This window comes from Nostoc sp. S13, from assembly GCF_029379315.1.
Taxonomy (GTDB): domain Bacteria; phylum Cyanobacteriota; class Cyanobacteriia; order Cyanobacteriales; family Nostocaceae; genus Nostoc.
Genome location: NZ_JAQYWQ010000076.1, coordinates 16,955 through 35,563, shown reverse-complemented (window position 1 = coordinate 35,563; position 18,609 = coordinate 16,955). Strand labels below are relative to the sequence as shown.

17 protein-coding genes and 1 pseudogene are annotated in these 18,609 nt (G+C 43.7%); 5 read left to right on the top strand and 13 right to left on the bottom strand.

Translation table 11 applies throughout. The features are described 5' to 3' along the window. Positions 1–262: 262 nt before the first annotated feature. From PUQ00_RS21420 to PUQ00_RS21390, 7 genes are all read right to left on the bottom strand, one after another. Positions 263–1,165: an ROK family protein gene (locus PUQ00_RS21420; protein WP_300420481.1), complete on the bottom strand. Its 903-nt coding sequence runs from the start codon at positions 1,163–1,165 to the stop codon at positions 263–265. Further along, positions 1,155–1,298: a hypothetical protein gene (locus tag PUQ00_RS21415; RefSeq protein WP_300420480.1), complete on the bottom strand. Its 144-nt coding sequence runs from the start codon at positions 1,296–1,298 to the stop codon at positions 1,155–1,157. Before PUQ00_RS21415 ends, PUQ00_RS21420 begins: the two co-directional genes overlap by 11 nt. A gap of 61 nt (positions 1,299–1,359) precedes the next feature. Next, positions 1,360–1,569, bottom strand: coding sequence for a hypothetical protein (locus PUQ00_RS21410; protein WP_300420477.1), 210 nt, complete (start codon positions 1,567–1,569; stop codon positions 1,360–1,362). Positions 1,570–1,634: 65 nt separating this feature from the next. Continuing rightward, on the bottom strand, positions 1,635–2,531 hold the full coding sequence (locus PUQ00_RS21405) for an ABC transporter permease (RefSeq protein WP_300420475.1): 897 nt from the start codon (positions 2,529–2,531) through the stop codon (positions 1,635–1,637). A 54-nt stretch (positions 2,532–2,585) separates the two neighbouring features. Next, a complete protein-coding gene (locus PUQ00_RS21400) occupies positions 2,586–3,284 on the bottom strand; it encodes a DevA family ABC transporter ATP-binding protein (RefSeq protein ID WP_300420473.1) in 699 nt (232 codons plus the stop codon). Positions 3,285–3,407: 123 nt separating this feature from the next. Next, the gene (devC, locus tag PUQ00_RS21395; protein WP_300420472.1) at positions 3,408–4,583 is read right to left on the bottom strand and encodes an ABC transporter permease DevC; all 1,176 of its coding nucleotides are present in this window, start codon (positions 4,581–4,583) and stop codon (positions 3,408–3,410) included. Further along, a complete protein-coding gene (locus PUQ00_RS21390; RefSeq protein WP_300420470.1) occupies positions 4,580–5,890 on the bottom strand; it encodes an HlyD family efflux transporter periplasmic adaptor subunit in 1,311 nt (436 codons plus the stop codon). The genes devC and PUQ00_RS21390 overlap by 4 nt, the downstream gene beginning before the upstream one ends. 474 nt (positions 5,891–6,364) lie before the next feature. Here PUQ00_RS21390 and PUQ00_RS21385 point away from each other — a divergent pair, with 474 nt between their 5' ends. Next, positions 6,365–6,979 (top strand): TetR/AcrR family transcriptional regulator, encoded by a 615-nt coding sequence (locus PUQ00_RS21385; protein ID WP_300420467.1) that lies wholly within the window; start codon positions 6,365–6,367, stop codon positions 6,977–6,979. 318 nt (positions 6,980–7,297) lie between these two features. Here the strand turns inward: PUQ00_RS21385 and infC are convergent, their stop codons facing one another. Further along, the gene (gene infC, locus PUQ00_RS21380; RefSeq protein ID WP_300420486.1) at positions 7,298–7,765 is read right to left on the bottom strand and encodes a translation initiation factor IF-3; all 468 of its coding nucleotides are present in this window, start codon (positions 7,763–7,765) and stop codon (positions 7,298–7,300) included. 267 nt (positions 7,766–8,032) lie between these two features. Between infC and PUQ00_RS21375 the strand changes: the two genes are divergently transcribed. Both PUQ00_RS21375 and PUQ00_RS21370 read left to right on the top strand, forming a co-directional pair. Next, positions 8,033–9,370: a DEAD/DEAH box helicase gene (locus PUQ00_RS21375; RefSeq protein WP_300420466.1), complete on the top strand. Its 1,338-nt coding sequence runs from the start codon at positions 8,033–8,035 to the stop codon at positions 9,368–9,370. A 109-nt stretch (positions 9,371–9,479) separates the two neighbouring features. Further along, positions 9,480–9,731 (top strand): annotated as a pseudogene (locus PUQ00_RS21370) (transposase); the annotation flags it as partial. A gap of 20 nt (positions 9,732–9,751) precedes the next feature. Here PUQ00_RS21370 and PUQ00_RS21365 read toward each other — a convergent pair. Then, a complete protein-coding gene (locus tag PUQ00_RS21365) occupies positions 9,752–10,087 on the bottom strand; it encodes a type II toxin-antitoxin system RelE/ParE family toxin (RefSeq protein WP_300420463.1) in 336 nt (111 codons plus the stop codon). 159 nt (positions 10,088–10,246) lie between these two features. After that, positions 10,247–12,163, bottom strand: coding sequence for a DNA primase (gene dnaG / locus PUQ00_RS21360; protein ID WP_300420483.1), 1,917 nt, complete (start codon positions 12,161–12,163; stop codon positions 10,247–10,249). A 189-nt stretch (positions 12,164–12,352) separates the two neighbouring features. Between dnaG and PUQ00_RS21355 the strand changes: the two genes are divergently transcribed. Beyond that, positions 12,353–13,705 carry an N-acetylmuramoyl-L-alanine amidase gene (locus PUQ00_RS21355; RefSeq protein WP_300420461.1) on the top strand — a complete coding sequence of 451 codons (1,353 nt, stop codon included), beginning with the start codon at positions 12,353–12,355 and terminating at the stop codon, positions 13,703–13,705. Positions 13,706–13,714: 9 nt separating this feature from the next. Here PUQ00_RS21355 and cls read toward each other — a convergent pair whose 3' ends face one another. The 3 genes from cls to PUQ00_RS21340 all read right to left on the bottom strand — a co-directional run bounded on the left by cls (position 13,715) and on the right by PUQ00_RS21340 (position 17,259). Continuing rightward, the gene (gene cls, locus PUQ00_RS21350; RefSeq protein WP_300420459.1) at positions 13,715–15,157 is read right to left on the bottom strand and encodes a cardiolipin synthase; all 1,443 of its coding nucleotides are present in this window, start codon (positions 15,155–15,157) and stop codon (positions 13,715–13,717) included. 8 nt (positions 15,158–15,165) lie between these two features. Next, a complete protein-coding gene (locus PUQ00_RS21345; protein ID WP_300420456.1) occupies positions 15,166–16,005 on the bottom strand; it encodes an endonuclease/exonuclease/phosphatase family protein in 840 nt (279 codons plus the stop codon). Positions 16,006–16,851: 846 nt separating this feature from the next. After that, the gene (locus PUQ00_RS21340; protein ID WP_300420454.1) at positions 16,852–17,259 is read right to left on the bottom strand and encodes a universal stress protein; all 408 of its coding nucleotides are present in this window, start codon (positions 17,257–17,259) and stop codon (positions 16,852–16,854) included. Between the two features lie 89 nt (positions 17,260–17,348). Here PUQ00_RS21340 and PUQ00_RS21335 point away from each other — a divergent pair, with 89 nt between their 5' ends. After that, positions 17,349–18,551, top strand: a complete 1,203-nt coding sequence (locus PUQ00_RS21335; protein WP_300420451.1) for a phosphoglycerate kinase — start codon at positions 17,349–17,351, stop codon at positions 18,549–18,551. Positions 18,552–18,609: the final 58 nt, after the last annotated feature.

Below are 18,609 nucleotides of genomic sequence, written 5' to 3'. Positions count from 1 at the left end.
ATGCTGAGGCGTTTGGCATAATATTTGACTTCTCAAAACTTTTCAAACACCCTCTAAGATTGATATGAATAGGCAGCATGGGGAAAGAATTAGAGACCAATCATTTGTATCAGGCATTTCGTGAAATGGTATAACAAGTAGCCTAAAAGTATTGCTCTGAATAGCTTTCGGTAGTATCCACTTAGCTGAAAGCCACATTCAACACAAAAAGAAGCCCCACGTCTCATCCGTCAGGGGAGCGTGGGGCTTGTTTTTGTTTTAGCTAAAATCCTGAATAGTGTTGCCATGCCAACTTTGCTGCACCTACTATCCCAGCAAAATTGCCTAACTCTGCTGGCAATATTTCTAAACCCACCCGTGATAAAGGCTGCACTCGCTTCTCAATTTCTGCCTTCACACCTGGTAAGAAAAACTCAAAACTGCCACTTATACCACCACCAATGACGATCGCTTGCGGTGTGAGTACATAAATCAAACTCGTCAAACCAATTCCCAAATTCCTACCATATTCTTGCCAAAAAGTCAATGCTCCTTGATCTCCTTGTTGGGCAAGAAAACCCAATTCGGCGGGTTCCTTGAGAGTGCGGCGGCGAATTGCAGTACCACAGGCGTATTGTTCCAAAGAGCCTTGATTGCCGCTATTACAAATTGGGCCATCAGGGTTCAATGAAATTAAACCCAATTCCCCAGCTGCGCCTTGATGTCCAACAAATAATTTGCCATCGAGGATAATTGCGCCACCAACCCCAGTTCCTAAAGTTAGCAGAATTAGATTTTGAAAGTGGCGGCCAGCTCCCAGCCAAGCTTCTCCCAAAAGAGCGCAATTAGCATCGTTAGCGATCGCAGTCGGCTTACCAATTTTGGTTTCTAGCCAGTCTGCTAAAGGCACATCGCGCCATCCAGGTAAGTTAATGGCAATTTTAGCAATGCGTCCTGTTGCATCGGCTGGGCCAGGAGTACCAACACCAATAGCAACAGTTTGATTATCTGGATCAATTTGAGCGATCGCATCTATTATCACCGCCAGCACAGCCGTTGGTGTTGTCGGTTGGGGAGCTGCCACAGTCAAAGATTGCAGACAAGTACCATCCGCTGTAAAACGCCCCAGCTTAATCGCTGTTCCCCCCACATCAATCCCAATTACTTGAATTTTGTCATTTGTCATTTGTCATTGGGCATTGGGTATTGGGTATTGGGCATTGGGTATTGGGCATTGGGCATTGGGCATTGGGCATTGGGCATTGGGCATTGGGCATTGGGCATTGGGTATTGGGCATTGGGCATTGGGTATTGGGCATTGGTGAACAGCTATTCCCTATTCCCTATTCCCTATTCCCTATTATTGGGTGCGAGTCGTTTTCATCCCCGATCTGTTCGCGCAGCGTCTGCCGTTGGGAGAAAACGCGGGGCTTTCAACTCCGATTTCTGTAAATTAGCAACATTCGTGGTGCGGAAACTCGATTGCTCATGCCAAGCTGTAATTGGCGCACCTCTTAAAATGCCAGCAAGAGCAACGGAAAGGATAAACCCGCCAGTAGCGGCAGCAATTAACGTTAGGTTATCTTTCATACAAATCTCTCTATTGTTATTTGTGATTTCTAAATGGTTTTTTGCGATTAACCACTGACAATTGACTACTTTTGGATTCTATTTTCTCTCCGTAATCGGGGATTGACAAATTCATTTAACCCTTCACCAAGTAGTGATAACCCTACTACCATAAATGTCATCGTTAAACCAGGGAAAAGCGTAGTCCACCAAATGCCAGTAGGTAGAGCTTCTAAGGCTTGTTTTAAATCATGTCCCCATTCTGGCACTTCTTCGGGAAGTCCTAGCCCCAAAAAACCCAAACCGCCCAACACCAAAATCGCATCAGCAGCGTTGAGCGTAAATAGGACGGGTACGCTTTGAATGACGTTGAAAAACAGATAACGAGAAAGCACAACCCAAGTAGAAGCGCCCATTGCTTGAGCAGCTTCGATGAATACTTCAGTTTTCACGCTAACAGTATGGTTGCGAACAACGCGGTAATATTGAGGGATGTAAGCAATACTAATCGCGATCGCTGCATTTAATATCCCCCGCCCCACCACAAACGCCAGCGTCACAGACAGCAGTAGGCCCGGTAGAGTATAAATGCTATCCATTATAAACAGCAACACTTTATCCAATTTACCGCCCAGATAACCACTCAACATCCCCAAAGGTACACCGATAATCATACTCAGCGATGTTGCCAAAATCACCACTAGCAAAGCAGCTTGAGCGCCGAACAATGTCCGGGAGAACACATCATAACCCAGGCGACTAGTACCATACCAATGTTTAGCTGAGGGTGGCTCGTGAATTGGATTAGAGAGAAAATCTTTAGGGTTTTGCAGCCATCCCCAAGCCTGGAATACGGGAGCGAAGAATGCCAGGAAGATGAAAAATAGGGTAATGGCTAACCCGATGAGCATGAGTTTTTGGGAAAGATTGGAAGTTTTGCCAAACTGTAAAAATGTCGGCAGCCGCCGTTTTGTAATGGCCATAAAGCGATCGCCTGGATCAAGCAAGATACGCTGACTATTTTACAATTGAATCTCCTAACTGGCTGCAACAACAGCGCGGTCATTTATTAACTTACCATCTTCCATGTAGACGATGCGATCGGCAATATCGAGAATCCGATTGTCATGAGTAACCAAGAGAATCGTACAATCCTGTTCTTTAGCTAGTTTTTGCATCAAGCTGACCACATCTCGTCCCGATTTACTGTCAAGGGCGGCGGTGGGTTCATCTGCTAAGACAATTTTAGGACGACCAACTAAAGCACGAGCGATCGCTACTCTTTGTTTTTGTCCCCCAGATAAATCATCAGGATAATAATTCAGGCGATCTCCTAATCCTACCTCCTCTAACATTTGGGCTGACCGGGTTTTCATTTCTGCCGACGAAATATTATTATGTACTTCCAAGCCCATTCTGACGTTCTGGAGTACTGTCAGGCTACCGTGCAAGTTGTGCGCTTGGAAAATATAACCGTTACTGCGTCGCGCTTGGGTAAGTTGTCCTTTTTTAGCGCCACACAGTTCTTGTTCCAATATTTGCAAACTGCCGGATTGGGCAGAACGCAAGCCACCGACTAAGGTGAGAAGTGTAGTTTTACCAGAACCAGAAGGCCCTGTCATAATAATAATTTCGCCGGCGTAAATATCCAGGTTGATATCAAAGAGAACTTGCTTGCAGAGTTGACCATGACCAAAATAGTGGTCGAGATTTTTTACAGAGATTACAGGAGGCATACCAATTTTAGATTTTAGATTTTAGATTTTGGATTTTAGATGGGGAATTAGGTAATTATCTTTATGCCCAATGCCCCATGCCCAATGCCCAATGCCCCATGCCCAATGCCCAATGCCCATTTTCTAAAACATATCTGCGGGGTCGGCAGATTGTAATTTACGGGTGGCGATCGCACCAGAAATTATGCACATAATCATAGTCAGTGTTAATACCGTCAAGGCCCGTGCTACGGTCATGTAAACTGGCAAATTGGTGGCATTACGAGTTAAATGATAAAGTCCTAAAGGTGCGATCGCTCCTGGGATAAAGCCCAAGACTGCCAAAATTATCGCCTCTTCAAACACCACACCTAATAAATAGAGATTGTTATATCCCATTGCTTTGAAAGTGGCGTATTCTTTCATGTGGGAATTCACATCTGTAGAAAGAACTTGATAGACGATAATCACGCCCACCAGAAACCCCATTGCTACACCCAGGCTGAAGATAAACCCGATCGCCGTATTTGTTTTCCAGTAATTTATTTCAAATTCGAGAAATTCTGCTTTGGTTAAAACTTTAACATCATCATCTAAATGAGATTTTAAAGCTGTTTTCATCTGTTTTGGGTCATAGCCTGGTTGCAGCTGCACCAAACCGAGACTGACACTGCTTGCTTCTTGTCTGGGAAATAGTCGCAGAAAGTTCTGGTCGCTGGTGATTAAAGTACCATCGGCTATGAAGGAAGCCCCGACTGAAAATAAGCCGCCAACAGTAATTGTCCGCCGTTCTATTTCGGTTGTAACAGGTTTACCTTGGTCAATTTTGGCGATCGCTTCGTTATAATCTCCTCTAGAGGCGCGATCGAACAGAACAGTATCTGGTAGCTTAATAGCATCTATCTGGCGATTCACATCCGCTAAGTTCAACACTTGCCGATCGGGATTGAACCCCATAACTAATATTGTTGTTTTCTGATGTGTTTGGGGATTTTTCCAATCAACAATGTTGACATACATTCCTTCTGCCGACTTTACACCTGGTACATCCATTGCTTGATACAGCCGCCGCCGCGTAAAGCTAGACATATATGCTAGGTTACGTGCTTGGGGGCTGATGACAAACATATCAGCCTGCATACTGCGATGCAGCATTGTGTTACTTTCAAACAGGGCATTCTGAAACCCTAGCTGCATGAACATCAAAACATCGGCAAAGGCAATACCTGACAATGCCACCAAAAGACGACCTTTTTCATGACTCAGTTGCAGCCATCCTAAAGGCGTTCGCCGCCGCAGTTGCTGGATAAATCCAATCACAGTTCAATTACCGCCTTGACTTGTAAATTAGTTAAGTTAGAAGCATTTTGGCTGGATAGTTTATTTAGTTGCACATGCACTTCCACTACTCTGGCATCAATATTGCTAGAGGGGTCAGCATTGATCAGATTTTGCCGCTTTACCTGCATACCAATCCAATCGACTCTTCCCCCTAATTGATTGCGGAGGGAATCACTGCTTACCAACACCGGTTGTCCCGGACGCACTCTCTGGATATCACTTTGGTAAACTTCTACTACTGCATACATCTGGTCGGTTTGACCTAAAGCCACAATTCCTTCATTGCCAACAGTTTCTCCGGCTCGTGTATTAATCTCCAAAATTCGACCGGCTTTAGGAGCCACAACGTATGCCTCTGCCAGTTCTGCTCTAATTTTGTCTACAGTGGCTTGAGCACTGTTTATCTCTGCCTGTGCATTTGCTATATCTGTGGGACGAACTTCAGTGGTTTGATTCAAGTTAGCTTTTGCTTCGTTAATCTGCTGTTGCAAGCTGGCAAGGGTTTGATCCTGGTTGGCTTTTGCTTCGTTAAGCTGTTGTTGTAGGGTCGCTACAGTTCTTGTCTGGGTGGCTTGGCTTTCAATTAAGGCTTGAGTAGAAGTTTCGGCGCTTAGGCGTCTTTTATCAACTTCCTGGCTAGAAATTGCTCCTGCTTTGTATAAAGTCTCGTAGCGCTGCACGTCAGCTTGGGCATTACTTTTCTCGGCTGCTACGCGAGCGACTGTTGCTTGCAAGCTCCGTTGTTGCCCTTGCAGTTCTGCTTCTAGACGATTAATTGTGGCTTGCTGAGTTTTAATGTTTCCTTGTAGTTCTACTTGTACACGATTCACCGTAGCTTGACGCGCTCCAATTTCTCCCTGTTTGGCTCCAGCTTTTACCTGATTAAGGCGGGATTTGGCAACTTCAACTTGTTTTTGTGCTTCACCTAAAGTAGCTTGTAGGCGATCGCGGTTGTCCATAATCGCAACTACCTGCCCAGCTTTGACGCGATCGCCTTCTTTCACCAATAGTTGCTCCACCCGATTTCCTTCACCATTTGAAGAAGGCGCTGACAGTTTTATTACCTCTCCCTTTGGTTCCAACCGGCCTAATGCTGTTACTGTTTTTACCACAGGCTGAACTGCTACTGGTGCTTTTTGCTTTTCATTACCTGTACCCTGAAGCTTCATTACTGTATAAACACTGAACCCACCTATGGCAAAAGATGCAATTATTGTAAGTAGAAGAGGCGATCGCAAAAGATTCTGAGAAGACCTTAAACCCTCTGAATTCCTGTTTTGCTCCATACTATTTTCCCCTTACCACCAGTAGCAACTTGTACTAAACTGTCCAGTTCAATTTATGCTAAACTAAACGGACTAGTTTAGTCAACATAATACAACTAAACTAGGACTTACGCACTCAAAACCTGAAACCTCGATCCCCCTAACCCACGCCAGTCGCTCCACTTGGGGAGACCCCTGTTCTTGCGCTGGCTCCTTGATAAATTGGAAGGGATCTAAAAAACCCGCAATTTATTGCGGTTGGGGGATCTCTTATGCGTAAGTCTTATAAACTTGTCAATCAATTATGCTCGGCATTATGCAGATGAATGTTATTTACAGTTGGGATTAATTGTCTACTACAAGAAAGTAGAACAGAGGAAAGCTGACAATAGAGGCTTTTGAGCTTTATCGAAGGGTATGTTTATTTTCGCCATTTTGTACTGGGGCATTTTGCAGCACCTATTAATATTGTTTATAAGAAAGGATGATTAATAAATGGTACGCATCAAAGCTGGCGAAGTGGATCGAGACAATTCCATTGATAAAGTCGAACAAATTCTGCAAGGGGCAATGCAAGAGTTCCTCCAACATGGCTATGCTGGTACAAGCATGGATCGGGTAGCGGTAGCAGCAGGTGTTTCTAAAGCGACAGTCTACAGCCACTTTCAAGATAAAGAAGGACTTTTTAAAGTACTGTTAGAGCAACTGACAAGCAAAAAGAACAACTCTATTTTTGGCACAGAACCGATTGAGGGAGAACCAGACGTCATACTGCACCAGGTAGCAACCAAAGCATTAGATCAGATGCTTAACGACAAAGAACATAGTGCATTTATGCGAGTACTAATAGGGGAATCTGGGCGTTTTCCTGAGTTAGCTCAAATTTGTATTCGGGCGATGATTAAGCCAGTAGCAGAAACTCTCACTCACTACTTGGCGGCTCCTGAACTAAATATACCTGACCCAGAGGCAACAGCGAGGATTCTCTTAGGTACATTGGTGTATTTTCATATTACTCAAAATGTAATGCACGGGAAGGATATTATTCCAATGGAAAGCGATCGCCTGATTGATGCTTTGATACACCTAATCACTAATTGCGCCGATTAATTGGTTATATATCGGCGCTTGGCGCTTGTTCAGTCGGAAGGTCAAAATAATTGATAATTGATAATTAATAATTCATAATTACAAGACGCTCGCGGACTTGCTACCGCTCCGCCATCAGTGGTAGCTCACTACTCTCCACTGTCTTGTTGACCACAAAATTTTTTATTTAGTGTGGGCTGCTGTACAGCGTCTTTAATTACGAATTACTGTCTTCGTAGCGGTAGCGAGTCCACGTTCGCTTTTAGCGTCTCGTAGAGAGCGTCATTACGAATTAGTAATTATTTGGTCAAATACATCCTCCTGCAATCGCTAGATTAACTAGGCAGGAATAACTTGAACAATTAGTGAGCGTTTATCCAGCGACTGGATTTTACCTACTTGACTGAGATCATTTGCAATTCGGTCTAGCAGTTCTCCTGCTTGATCACGATATTGATGTTCTCGGCCTCGTAAACGAATGGCAAACTTTACCGAATCGCCTTTACTCAACCACTGAACTGCTTTTTCAATACGTAAATTGTAATCAGCCACACCCACGTTTAAACCGAACCGAACTTCTTTTACCGTGGGTCTAGCACTCTGGCTCTGACGTTTTTTCTTTTGATACTGAAGCTTGCCATAGTTAAGAATCTTGGCAATTGGAGCGTCTTTGCCTTCGGAGACTACAACTAAGTCAAGCTCTAAGCTTTCGGCTAGCTGTAGCGCCTCATTGGTGTCGATCAGACCACGATTGTTATTCTCATGGTCAATCAAGAACACATGAGGTGACTTGATTTGCGAATTAATCAGTTGCTTTTGGATTGCGATAATGAATTTCTCCTAATTCTTCAACACTTTACTTTGCAAGCAAGTAATGCTATTGCTAATTTAACACAACACTGAATCAGAGCAACTTTAACGACACAATGGACTGCAATCTGTTAGAATGCAGAACTGCGGCACACGCTCTCAGTCTTGGCGCTACTGCCCATCCAGCCTTTCAATGATTTTTTATCCGTTCGCCTAAGACTGACGCCGTGATTGGCGACAGGCCGATATTATTTTTGGAGTTTTATGTCTTTTTCTACTCTCGGCTTGTCCAATGAAATTATCCGTGCCGTTACCGAGCGAGGGTATACCGAACCTACGCCAATTCAGGTGCAGGCGATTCCTGCCGTCTTGTCGGGTAAGGATTTACTCGCTGGGGCACAAACTGGCACTGGAAAGACCGCTAGTTTTACCTTGCCATTGCTGCATCGGTTGTCGTCCGACAAGAGCAAAGGTACTTCTAATGGATACCCGCCGATCCGGGCGCTGATTCTCACTCCGACTCGTGAACTCGCTGCCCAAGTGGAAGAAAGCGTGCGCGAGTACGGCAAGTACTTGAAGCTCAACTCGATAGTGATATTTGGCGGAGTCAGTATTCATCTGCAAAAACAGCGTTTGAAAGGCCGAGTGGATATCTTGGTCGCTACTCCAGGGCGACTGCTAGACCACGTACACCAGGGTACAGTGAACCTGTCGCAGATTGAGGTTTTGGTGCTGGATGAAGCAGATCGGATGCTGGACATGGGCTTTATTAATGATATTCGCCGCATTCTGTCGCTTCTGCCCAAACAGCGACAAAACTTGCTATTCTTTGCGACTTTCTCTGACAAAATTAAGGCACTCGCCGCCGGACTGCTGAATCACCCGACGATGATTGAGGTAGCACGCCGCAACATTACTGCCGACACGATCGCCCAGAAAGTTTACCAGGTAGACCGTGACAAGAAACGCCAGTTACTTGCTCACCTAATTCGGCGAGATAGTTGGTATCAAGTGCTAGTGTTCACTCGCACTAAGTATGGTGCTGACCGATTGGTTAAGCAGTTGGGCGAAGACCGGATTCAAGCACTGGCAATCCACGGTAATAAGAGCCAGCCAGCGCGTACCAACGCTCTGGCAAAGTTCAAGAATGGCAGCTTACAGGTACTGGTGGCGACGGACATTGCTGCTAGGGGTCTTGACATCAGCGAATTGCCGCATGTAGTCAATTTCGATCTGCCCAATGTACCGGAGGATTATGTTCATCGCATTGGTCGCACTGGTCGCGCTGGCGCCTCAGGTGAAGCTGTATCGCTGGTGTGCGTCGATGAACAGCATCTATTAACAGATATTGAAAAACTGATCGAGCAGCGCTTGCCGAAGGAAGTGGTCGCTGGCTTTAGCCCCAACCCCGACATTGAGCCAGTACCAATCCCAAATGGGCGCCAACAAAGACCCAAACCCGCAGGTGACAAGAAGCGTCCAGGCTCTACTCCCTCACCACAGACATCAACTAAACGTAAGGCAGCACCACCTGTCACGAATGGCGATCAGCCTCGTGCTGGTTCGTCCAGATCGCGCCGTTCTGCTAAACGCGATCGCTGATCTTCGTTCTTAGAGATTACCAAGAGGTTTAAATCACTTTCAACCTGCTCTTGAACTTGACTTTATGAGACGTGATGCGTAAAACCGAATGTATTCTCTGAGGGGGATAGTTGCTGTCCCTGCTCATAACACATCCCAAGACTGTTCTAACTGTGGCAAGAAAGTTCAAAAATCCTTGTCTACGAGAACTCACGTTTGTCCAGATTGTGGATACGTGGCAGACAGGGACGTAAACGCCGCCAACAACATCCTCAAATTAGGACTCAGTACCGTGGGGCACACGGGAACTTACGCTTGGGCAATTGGTGCAAACCTGTTGTCTAACGGCGAGTCGATGAATCAAGAATCCCCGTGTCAATAGATAAGGGGAGTGTCAAAGCGTTATTTAATCAGGTCAACATCAGTCTGTGGGCTTTTGATATCTTTCTTTGATTTCTTCTTAAAAGCGTGCAAGACATAAATTTTTTCCCCAATATTGACTGCGTAAACCGCCTTGTAAGTGTCGGTATTGTAACATTTGACGATTTCATACACGCTGCTTCCTACCCCTTTAAAAGGCTTGGCATCTAGCGGTGTTTCCCCTGCCTGCACTAATTGCAGGGCATAGCCTACTGCTTTTTGTACTTCTAAAGGAAATTCACGGATATTCTTGCGAGAGTTCCCCATCCAGACAAGAAGGCGTAAAGGGACTTCGGGAATATCCTTACTATCGACCATAATATATAAAATCTCCTATAAAAACAAATCAGCAAAATACCATAAAATGCCGCTTGTACAACATTATGGTGACTTTTAAGTGGACGTGCTTGACGGCAATGAGTCATGCCGGGATACCTCTGCGACATATCAAGAGTTAGGTTGGGCGTGAGTCCGACACTACATCAATTCTGTGATGGAAAATAACCGTTGTCGGTCTATTTTCTGAAGCTTGATTTTTTCGGCGTAGAAAGCCTGATAATAAGATTGATAGCGTTCTGGTTCAACTTCGGGATCAGTTTGTTGCCATAATTCCAAAAAGTGGCGATAGCGTTTTTCAAGCATTACCAAATCCATGCAAGCGATCGCAGCTTGAACCACTTGCGGAGTCCGAGGTATTTCTATCTTCCATTTCTCGTTCAGATGAAATAGATGCGACACTAATCCCAAGTCTTCTGATAATTCTAAATATATATTTTCCAGATTTGAAATTAAATCTACCTGTTCCACTGCCGTATCTAAAATCTGTTGCCATAAAAATCGGTGGTGGGAAAGGCTAAATTGCAAATCTCGCTCCTCTAGTTCCTCAATAATCGCTTGACGCTGTTCAGGACAATGCAAGTAAATTCGTAGTAATAACGCCTCTGCATGTCCTAAAAGGCTGCGTTCTGTGGGGAGTGGGGAGTCCGAAACTTTGCCACCTCCCCATGCTTTCTTCGCTGACACGGGCTTAAAGTATGTAGCCGCAACCGGAGCAATTTGAGTTAACAGATTTTCGACTCGTAGGGGTATAAGTCTGGTATCTCCCAAGCTGAGTATTTCTGCACAATAAGAAACGTAATAATTTAGTGTATCGCTGTTCGCTATATTTTTAAGTAACTTGACTAATTGCTGAGTTACTTGCTGAAAATCAGTAGCCTGTCTTAAGTCACGGTCTTGAATAATTTGCTGAATCTGCCAATTTAACCAAAGTGGCGCATTTTTTAGCAGTTCTCCATAATCTTCTGGAGTGTGGTTATACAAATATTCATCAGCATCTTTACCATCGGGTAAATTGAGAATCTTTAATTGAACTTCGCCCTTGTATGCTAGTTCGGCAATTTCACCGATCGCACGTTCGGCGGCATTGGTTCCGGCTTTATCAGCATCAAAGTTGAGTACTAATTGTTTCGATTCGGTGTAGCGTAATATTAGCCGCACTTGTTCTAAGCTTAAGGCAGTACCGAGAGAGGCGACGGCGTTATTAATACCAGCAGCGTGGAGAGCGATCGCATCAAAATATCCCTCTACCACCACCGCTTGATCGACTTGAGAAATCCCAGCTTTAGCTTGATCGAGGGCAAATAATGTTTTACCTTTACTAAAAAGCTCGGTTTCTGGTGAATTCAAATATTTAGGCTGCTCATCAGTCAGGGTTCTACCACCAAAGGCAATGACGCGCCCTTGGACATCACGGATGGGAATCATTAAGCGATCGCGGAATACATCATAATAACCGCCCCCTTCCTTGCGTGGCTTAATCAATCCCGCTTTTTCCAGTATTTGCGCTGGGTAATGTTTATCTTCCACTAGATAGCGATGGAGAGTTTCCCACCCTGCGGGGGCATAACCTAAACCAAATTGCTGTATAGTTTCTTCTTTGAGTTTCCGGTTAGATTGCAAATATTGAAGTGCCTTTTGCCCTGGGGATTGTCTGAGGGCGTGTTGATAAAACTGTGCTGACGAAGCGAGAACTTCATACAACTGCTCACGCAAAGATAGTTGACGCTGTAATTCTTGGCGTTGTTCGGGTTCGAGAGTTTGTACAGGTACTTGATAACGCCGTGCTAAATCTAGCACCACGTCAGGAAAAGAACGCTTTCCCAACTCCATCACAAACTTAATGGCATTTCCCGCAGCTTGACAGCCGAAGCAATAGTACATTTGCTTGGTCTGACTGACTGTGAAGCTAGGAGATTTTTCATCATGGAAGGGACACAAACCGACAAAATCCTTTCCACGTTTGCGTAAAACTACGTATTCCGAGACGACATCTACAATGTCAGCCCGTAGTTTAACTTCCTCAATTGTGTCTGGGTGCAAGCGGGGGATTTGCATGGCTTTGTCATTAGTCACTTGTACTGAGGGTAGTCGAAGTATTGGTCATTGGTCATTGGTCATGAACTTTGGAGAAATACCAAAGGACAAATGACAAAAGACTTCTGATCGCTATTATATTCTTGTTGTTAGACCAAGAATAATGTATAGAATTGCTGAGACTTAATTTTATCAGAGGAAATACTGAAAATGGGACGTATTTTTATATCAGCAGCTCATGGAGGCAAAGAAGCGGGAGGAATTGATTCCGGTGCGATCGCAGGTGGTACAAGTGAAGCTAAAGAAATGATTTTGCTGCGGGATTTGATTGTCACGGAACTGAGGGCGCGGAATTTGGAAATTTTGGCGGTTCCTGATGACTTGAGTGCCGCCCAAACTATCGCCTGGATCAATTCCCGCGGCCGCCGGGGTGATATCGCCCTAGAAATTGAATCTAATGCGGCTAACAGCCCTTCTGTGCGTGGGGCTAGCGTCTTCTACATTGCTAATAATAGCGATCGCAAGAGTAATGCTCAACAGTTGCTAGTGGGGTTGTTGCGCCGCGTACCCCAATTACCGAATCGGGGAGTCAAGCCAGATACAGATAGTGGATTAGGTAGTTTAGCATTCTGTCGCCAGACAACGCTTCCGGCTTTGGTGATCCAAGTGGGGTTTCTCAGCAATCCAGAAGATCGGGCTTTGCTGCAAACTCGTCGCCGCGATTTTGCTTTGGGAATTGTCGATGGACTGGTAACTTTGAGTCGTGTGATTGACCCCACTCCTGGAACTACGGCAGAACCAAATTATCCGCCAATTAATATTAATATTAATGGGCAAAGTTACTCAGAGCAAGGGGTTTTAGTTAATGGTAATGCTTACATCCCCATTGATTTAGTAGACCTTCTACGGATTGACCTTTCAAAAGTAACTAATGTCAATCGAATTACCTATCACAAAGTAGTTTATGTCAAAGCGATCGAACTGCGAGATTTTAAGATTGCAGTTAGTTGGGATGCTGCAACTACTACTGTCAGCTTACGCTCGAATTTAACGGTTTGCCCTGGTCAATTTGACCGAGTGATGTCAAACGGTAATACTTCAGAAGTACAGTTACAATTATTCCTCAAAAACAATAATGAAAATGCTTTGGTCAAGTTTCCTGACATCCCAAAACTTTATCGGGAAGAAGCAGGTATAGAGGGAGTAAACTATGATATTGCCTTTTGCCAAATGTGTGTAGAAACTGGATTTTTACGGTTTGGTGGTGATGTTAAACCTGAGCAAAATAACTTTGCTGGCTTAGGTGCGATCGGTGGAGGTTCGGAGGCTGCATCTTTTGCAAGTGCCAGAATTGGAGTGAGAGCGCATATCCAACATTTGAAAGCTTACGCCAGTTTAGAACCTTTGGTACAAGAAGTAGTAGATCCCAGGTTTCGCTTTGTCACACGCGGGATTGCGCCATTAATTGATCAGCTATCAGGGCGATGGTCAGCAGATTTGGATTATAGTACGAAGATTTCCGCAATGCTCAAACGATTATATGAATTAGCAGGACTTCTTTAAGTTTAGTGATTAAAGTAAAGGAGTCAGCAATCGAGATACTCTCACAGCTAACTTGAACCAAAAAGGTTTTTTATCATACTCATCGAGATTAACAGCAACACAGACAGCTAAATCATCCTCTAACATCTTTTTTACACTTTGGACAAACCGAGGCTCGGTAATAAAACCCATAACTTCAAAGTTTAGGGAAAAAGAGCGACTATCCAAGTTAACAGTTCCTACCCCTGCTATATTCTGATCAATGACTATAACTTTCTGGTGCATAAACCCATTTTTGTAACGATACAATTTGATACCGATTTTTTCCATTTCGGTGTAGTAAGAGAAGGAACACAAATAAACAAATAAGTGATCAGGTCGATTTGGCAAGAGAATTCGCACATCTACACCTCGCATTGCTGCCAGTTTTAAGGCTGACAATGTTGCCTCGTCCGGTACAAAATATGGACTAGCAATCCAGAGATGAGTTTGAGCTTGATTAATTAGTTCGACAAAAAAAAGCTTACAAGCTGGGAGCTGATCTGCTGGGCCTGTAGGAAGAATGAATGCAGTTTGATTAGTTTCTCGATTAATTTTTACCTGCCAGTTAACTTCAAGAAGTTTTCGAGTTGCCCAATACCAATCTCGCAAAAAAGAGTTTTGTAGGCTTTGTACAGTTGGCCCTTCGAGCATCATGTGGGTGTCGCGCCAGGGACTCAAGCGAGGATTTTTTCCTAAATATTCGTCACCAATATTCAGTCCACCTACAAATGCTATTTCTCCATCGACCACCAGAATTTTCCGATGATTGCGAAAATTATATTGGAGCCGATTACCCTGACCTTGGGTGGTGTTAAATGCACTTACTGCAATTCCATGCTGTTGTAGAGACTGGATATAAGGGCGAGATAGTTTCTTGGAACCAATTTCATCGTAGAGAAAGTAGATGTTTATTCCTTGCTTGGCTTTAGCAATCAATGCTTCTTTAAACTCATTACCTGCTTGGTCATCGTTAACAGTATAGAATTGGAACAAAATATAATTTGTCGCTAATGCAATCTTTTTCAGCATCGCTTCAAAGGTTTGCTGACCATCAATCAGTAATTCGGCAGCATTGCCTGATGTGAAAGGAATTTCTGTAAAAGCCTTCGCTAATGGTTGCAACTTGGCTAGATTATCTGGTGGCGTAACCTGAAATTTAATAACTTCACTATAAGTCTGATGAACAAGCTTGTAGTGTTGTGCATAGACTGAACGGAGTGTTTCACCATATCCATGAAATTTAGTTCTTCCTAAAATCCAATACAACGGAATAGCTAACCAGGGGAAGGTAATTAGAGAAATGCTCCAGGCAATTGCCCCTTGGGAAGAACGCACATTCATCACTGCATGGGCTGCATGTGCGACTCCCACGAGATGGACAACAACTGTAGCTGTGCTAAAAATAGCTAGAACACCAGCATCTACAAGCATCTTAGTTTTTATTGAGTATTGATATATGTAAATTCTGCCAGCAATGGCTTGTGATCGGATGAACAAATTTTGTCTAGCACCTTAGCACTGGCTTTCTTCGCACTGAGATTTCCATAAAAGATATGATCTAAAGGGGGTGATAACAGGAAGCGTTTAATTTTCTCCTTCTCATCAGGTGCAAAAATTACTGGCGTTAATCCCAATTTAGTTATTACTTGATTGAGGATAACTGCTCTTTTTTGACTCCAAGTATTGAAATCTCCTGAAAATATTAGTGGGCCACGATGTGTAGATAATGCTAGCTCTAATTCATTTAGTTGTATTTTAAATTTATTTAAATCTACAAAATTGATCAGATGACTATTGATTGTTAGGAGAGTTGTGCTTTGTTCAGATAGCAAATACTCAGTAATTAAAGAAATTTTAGGAGTTCTAACAATCGGCTCATAATGTTTAGTAGTTATAACTTTTTTGGTGAGTGGACTAATTGTAGCTGCTGTGAAAATTCCCGAATAGCTTTGATGATGAATATCTACAAAGTTAGGAGCAAAATTCCAATTCATTTTCAGCGATTCTAAGCATTCATCTGCTTCTAACCTTAGAGAAAATTCTTGTAAAAATATGAGGTTTGGTTGATAAGTTTCAATTATTTTTGAAAAATCTTTAATCCAACTTTTATTATAGTTTTGTTTAGCAATATTCCAACTGAGAACTTTAATTGATTTACTATTAATTTTTGTTTGGAGTGAATTATTTTTATCAATTGTGAGTTCTTGTAAACGAATAAATCTATAACCAGGAACAAATTTTGTAACGAGAGTGTTTACGTGTTCTTGAATATTAGGCATCACTAATATTAAAATGGATTTCTTCTAGCTTAACGCTATTGAAATTTAGAAACCTTGGCGCATCGGGTAGCGACGCTGGTTTAACCTTCAGGTAAAAGAGATGATTTTAGCGATAATGTTAGAAAATAAAGCTCAAAACCCAGAATCCGGTCGCGTAGTCCTAGCTGTTGGTAATATGACAGTTGATTGTATACCAGTGGTGTTAATAGCTCCTCCATCCGCGCGGCGCTGGCATGTTTCTATCCCGCTTGTGATCTGGGTTTCCGACTCTTGGATTTCCCATCGTTTTTTTTCCTTGATCCACCTGTTGACAAGCTTACCTTTTTCTTAAGTTGTCACCAATAGTCTCTGACTGGGAACGAGATACGAGATAATCTCTAAATGCTGCTTCTAGACTAACTTTCACCTTAAGTTGACACCAATGACAAGATGTCCACCCCACAAGATTGGATAATTTATTTGTTGGAAGTCCCTTAGACCAGGACTTACGCAAATAATAGGCCAAATCCTGATTTTCTTCTTAGGGGTAATTCATGAATTGCTCTAAAGCGCGTATAGTTTTGCATAAGTTTTATAGACATAGGCGTGAAAAAGAATGTAGAGACGTAGCAATGCTACGTCTCTACAAAAGTTCTCGATAACGCATATTTAATTTCACCAGATGTCTATTGTGTAAATACAAATGACAAACAGAGAAGTGGATTTTGATGCTCGTACCTAGCAGCACCTAATCTAGCGCAACTTTCCCTAGTTGCGTTGTTGCAAGAACCCCAGAAATTTTTATGGGCGATCGCGACAAAATTATTAGTATTCAACAACACACTAGCTCCTCAGCACTGTCCACTGCTAAGGTACAATTAGCACTGGGCAAGGAGAAAGGTTAATTACGCGAGTGGTAACACTATCAGTTACTCCCTCTTCAGTCAAGCCTAGTCCCCGACAGCCCATGATAATTAAATCGGCCCCGATTTCATCAGCGACATCGCAGATAGTAAAAGCTGGTTTGCCTCGCCTTTCCAGGATTTGGGATTGAATTCCTTGCCCAGAAAATAAAGATTGGGCATTTTCCAGCAGTTTGGCAACTACCTCTGGTGACACCATCGGATCTGCGCTAGGCGCATCTTGTCGTAGTTCTTCTACCACAGACAGCAGCACCAAGCTACTGCCGTACTTTTTGACTACGTTGGTAACAACGTCAGCAGCTTCCCGCGTTTCTCGACTTTGATCAATAGGAAATAGTACTGTCTTAAACATCTCACTCACCTGGGCACCCCTGACTCCGGTAAAATCTGGATGGTTCTACTTTCAAAACAATAACAAAAAGGTAATCAGGAGAGTTTGGTGTGTCCAAAAAAAGTTTAGCAAGTTTATCTGCGGCTGATATTTCTGGGAAACGCGCCTTAGTGCGGGTTGACTTTAACGTGCCTGTCGATGATCAAGGCAATATTACCGACGATACTCGCATTCGCGCCGCTCTACCAACCATTAGAGATTTGACGCAGAAGGGTGCTAAGGTCGTTCTCGCAAGCCATTTTGGTCGTCCCAAAGGTGTAGATGACAAATTACGCCTAACTCCCGTTGCCAAGCGTCTCTCAGAGTTGCTGGGGCAAGAAGTGATTAAAACTGATGACTCCATTGGCGATGAAGTTGCAGCTAAAGTTGGCGCGTTGCAAAATGGCCAAGTGCTGTTACTGGAAAATGTCCGTTTTTACAAAGAAGAAGAGAAAAACGACCCAGAATTTGCGAAAAAATTGGCAGCTAATGCTGATTTTTATGTAAATGATGCTTTTGGTACTGCACACCGCGCCCATGCTTCTACTGAAGGTGTGACTAAATTCCTGAGTCCTTCTGTGGCTGGATATTTGGTTGAGAAGGAATTGCAATATCTGCAAAACGCCATTGAAAATCCCCAACGTCCGTTGGCGGCAATCATTGGCGGTTCCAAAGTTTCCAGTAAAATTGGCGTGATTGAAACGTTGCTGGAGAAGTGCGACAAGCTGATCATCGGCGGTGGGATGATTTTCACCTTCTACAAAGCCCGTGGTTTGAATGTCGGTAAGTCGTTGGTGGAAGAAGACAAGCTAGAACTAGCGAAGTCTTTGGAAGCTAAGGCTAAAGAACGGGGCGTTGCTTTATTGCTTCCCACAGATGTGGTAGTGGCAGATAACTTTGCCCCAGATGCCAATTCTCAAACCGTTAGCATTGAGAATATCCCAGATGGTTGGATGGGTTTGGATATTGGCCCAGACTCGGTGAAAGTTTTCCAAGATGCCCTTGCAGATACCAAAACGGTAATTTGGAACGGGCCGATGGGTGTGTTTGAGTTTGATAAGTTTGCGGTAGGTACGGAAGCGATCGCTCATACCCTCGCCGAAATTAGCAAAACTGGCACAACCACCATTATCGGCGGCGGCGACTCAGTAGCGGCTGTGGAAAAGGTTGGTTTAGCCGAGCAAATGAGCCACATCTCCACCGGCGGCGGCGCTAGCTTGGAGTTACTTGAAGGCAAGGTATTGCCTGGAATTGCAGCTTTAGATGATGCTTAATAGCCATCTTTAGAATTATGTAGAGACGTTACATGTAACGTCTCTACATTAAATAGGG